Annotated in this window: 2 protein-coding genes; both read right to left on the bottom strand. The window is 69.2% G+C overall.

Features of this window, described 5'->3' with window-relative positions:
* The coding region (locus AC1DXV_RS33375) for a hypothetical protein (RefSeq protein ID WP_477937841.1) at window positions 1-1,491 on the bottom strand (1,491 nt) is incomplete at its 3' end.
* A 62-nt stretch (window positions 1,492-1,553) separates the two neighbouring features.
* A partial coding sequence (locus AC1DXV_RS33370) for a DUF3999 family protein (RefSeq protein ID WP_477937839.1) occupies window positions 1,554-2,841 on the bottom strand: 1,288 nt, incomplete at its 5' end.

Raw genomic sequence — 2,841 nt, 5'->3', positions numbered from 1 at the left:
TCCCCGCCCTGCATCGATCCACAGCGGTGGCAGGCCCCAGAGGCGCAGCAGTTCGAGTGCGCGCGTACGTTCTTGTCCATGACTCTCAGGATCCACGATCGAAATCCTCGGCGTCGCAGACTCTTCATGGCGGGTGTTCGACAGGATCCGCGCTTCGACGTACCGCCTTCGCTCCTGCGAGGCCTCGCTGAATGCACTCTCGTCGACGAAAAGCGTGAATCCCTGAAGCTGCGCGATCGTGGAACGCAGGCGTTCAGGTTGTCTGGTTCGATTCAATTCCGAGAGTGCACAGACATGCACGCAGAGTTGGCCCAGAACCTCCCACAAGGAAGGTGGCGGCGTCTCGATCCTCGCCTTCAGCGCAAGCAAGGATTCGATGGCTGAAAAGAATTCGCTGCCGGCGTGGGTTTCGTTCATCGCCCACGCGGCCCAGAGCAGCAAGGCCACCGTCGGCGGTCCCGTCTTCGCGAGCCCCGCCGCCACGTCCGCCACCATGCTGCCGTCGCAGCCGGCTTGCAACGTGAAACTGCGGATCTCCAACTCGGCCTCGCCCTCCGAGGCAGGGACGAAAGTGACGAGACCGCTCTCGAGCAGGCTGGTGAAGGTTTTTTCGAGCGAAGAATCGCGCAACCAGCCGGTCCACCCGGACCATGCTCGCCCCCCATTGACGCGCCCCGTCAGCTTGCGCAGATCGAAGTCCCCGCTCTGCGAGAACGTCCGGCGGCGAGCCGACCTGGGAGGACTGTCCGGCTCGATCTGCTGCATGCGCTCGCCGACACCGTCATGGATCGACATCGGATCGAACGAGGGCCAAAGCTGCTCCAGCGACACGATGATGCTGCTGAGGGTGTCGAACGGCTCGCCAACGGGGGCTGCCCGGTCGGACTCCGGACCATCGACAGGGTCAAGGGAGCCAACGTAGCGCAGGTCGTCCTTGAATCGCTCGCGCGACAACATGGCACGCAGGGCCCGGCAGTTCACCAGCAGGGCTTTCCGCGATTCAGGGCTCATTCCCCAGCCTGCCGTTCTCTCCAGGCGGCAGAACTCGAGCAGGTTCTCGATGAAGCCATCGTCGGCTGAGGTTGCACTGGTCACCGCTGCCGCTCGCAGTTGAAACGCGCACTCGCGCTGGCCCCCAGCTTCGAGTGCCCGTGCGATCCCGGCCAACTCGACAGGGTCGCATCCCGGTTCGACATGGATGGCACCGATTGCCCGCCCCTGCCGATCCCAGCTGAATCTGCCAACGAGGAGCTTCTCTTCGACAAGCACACTCAAGCGCTGAACCGCACTCGTCTCATCGATGCTGTCGGCCAGCCTCTCCAGCTCCCACGAGAGATCCAATCTCTCGAGGCACTGCCTGGCCTGCTTTCGTTCCTTCTCGCTGCTTGCCCGGGACAACGGAGGAAGTGTTTCGGCGAACGGAGGACTCTTGACCTCATTGGCCCGAGGCGTCCTCGCGGGCGAGGACTGCACGCTGTGACGCTCCTTCATGTCCACCCGCCTCGCCGATTCCATGGCGGTGTGTGACACCTCGGCGCAGAACGTTCCGCCCCTCAGCCCTTCCCCTTCAACAGCGACCACGCCATCGCCGCCATCAGCGCCACCCCGGCCACCAGCGCCCCCCACAACCACGCGCGCGAGGTGTTCGGCGCGGGCGCCGGCACCGACGCCGCCTGCAGCACCGGCGACGCCAGCGGCGCCGCATCCGCCACCAACACCGCCCGATCCGCCGGCAGCGCTTCGCCGCTGCGCCGTGCCGGCATCAGCTCGCCCAGCGACATCGCCGGTGCCGCCAGCGCCGGGTCGCCCCAGCCCAGCCGATGCGGCCCGCTACCGCGCGCCAGCAGCACCAGCGTGCGCGCGCGCACGCCGATGCGCAATTGCGGCGGCTGCGCCCCGAGCTGCACCATGCCACCGGCCACCTGCAACCGCAGCTGCGCGTGCACGGCCCCGTCGAGCCGCAGCACCGGCGACCTCGATTCCCCCGTCGGCAACCGCAGCCACCACACGCTGCCATCGGCCAGCGGCTGCCAGCCCGGCTCCGGCGCGGGCAGCGGCGCCGGGGTCTTGTCGCGCAGCGCGTGCAGGTGCCGGCGCAATCCGTGGCGATGCACGTGCTGGCGCGGCGCCGCCTCGCCGCGCACCAGCCAGCCGACGCGCGCCACCGTGTTCGCATCGTGCGGCAGCAGTTCCAGCGCCTCCACGGCCACCGCCGGCAGCGCGTAGTCGCAATGCTGCCCATCGCAGCTCGCCGGGGCGATCGGCTCGCTCCATTGCAGCGCGGGTTGCGGCCATTGCAGCGTCGCGCTCGTCGCCTCGGCCCCCGTGAGCTCCAGCACCGGGCCGCTGCCGAGGCTGCGCAGCCGCAGGTAGGCGGCCCGCACGCCGCCGAGCTCGATCACGCTGCTGTCCAGCCGCTGCCCCTGGTGCTGCAGCGACACCAGCTGCACCTCGGCGCGCACGGTGCGCCAATGCGTCAGGTCATCGCTCGCCTCCACCGCGACCGGCCAGGCACCGTTGGCGCGCTCGGGGAACGCGAGCGCCACCTCCATCACCGAGCCCTTCACGCCGCGCAGGTCCAGCACCCAGCCGCGCGGCGTGTCGTCCGGCGCGTCCTTGGCGTCCTTCCTGGCCGGCTTCGCCGCCGGCAGCTTGAAGACCGGCACGCTGCCGGTGGCCAGGCTCTGCTGCGCCGGTGGCGCAGCATCGGCCCAGGCGTAGGGCAGCGGCTCGCCGAGCGCATTGCGCAGCTGCAGCCCGCGCAGGTCGGCGGTGCCGGCCTGCAGCTGCCACGCGAGCGGCAGCTCGAGCGTGTAGTACGGCCCGGCGCCTTCCAGCTTC

The organism is Rhizobacter sp. P3_C12, assembly GCF_056402735.1.
This window is presented reverse-complemented; position numbering and strand designations above follow the sequence as displayed.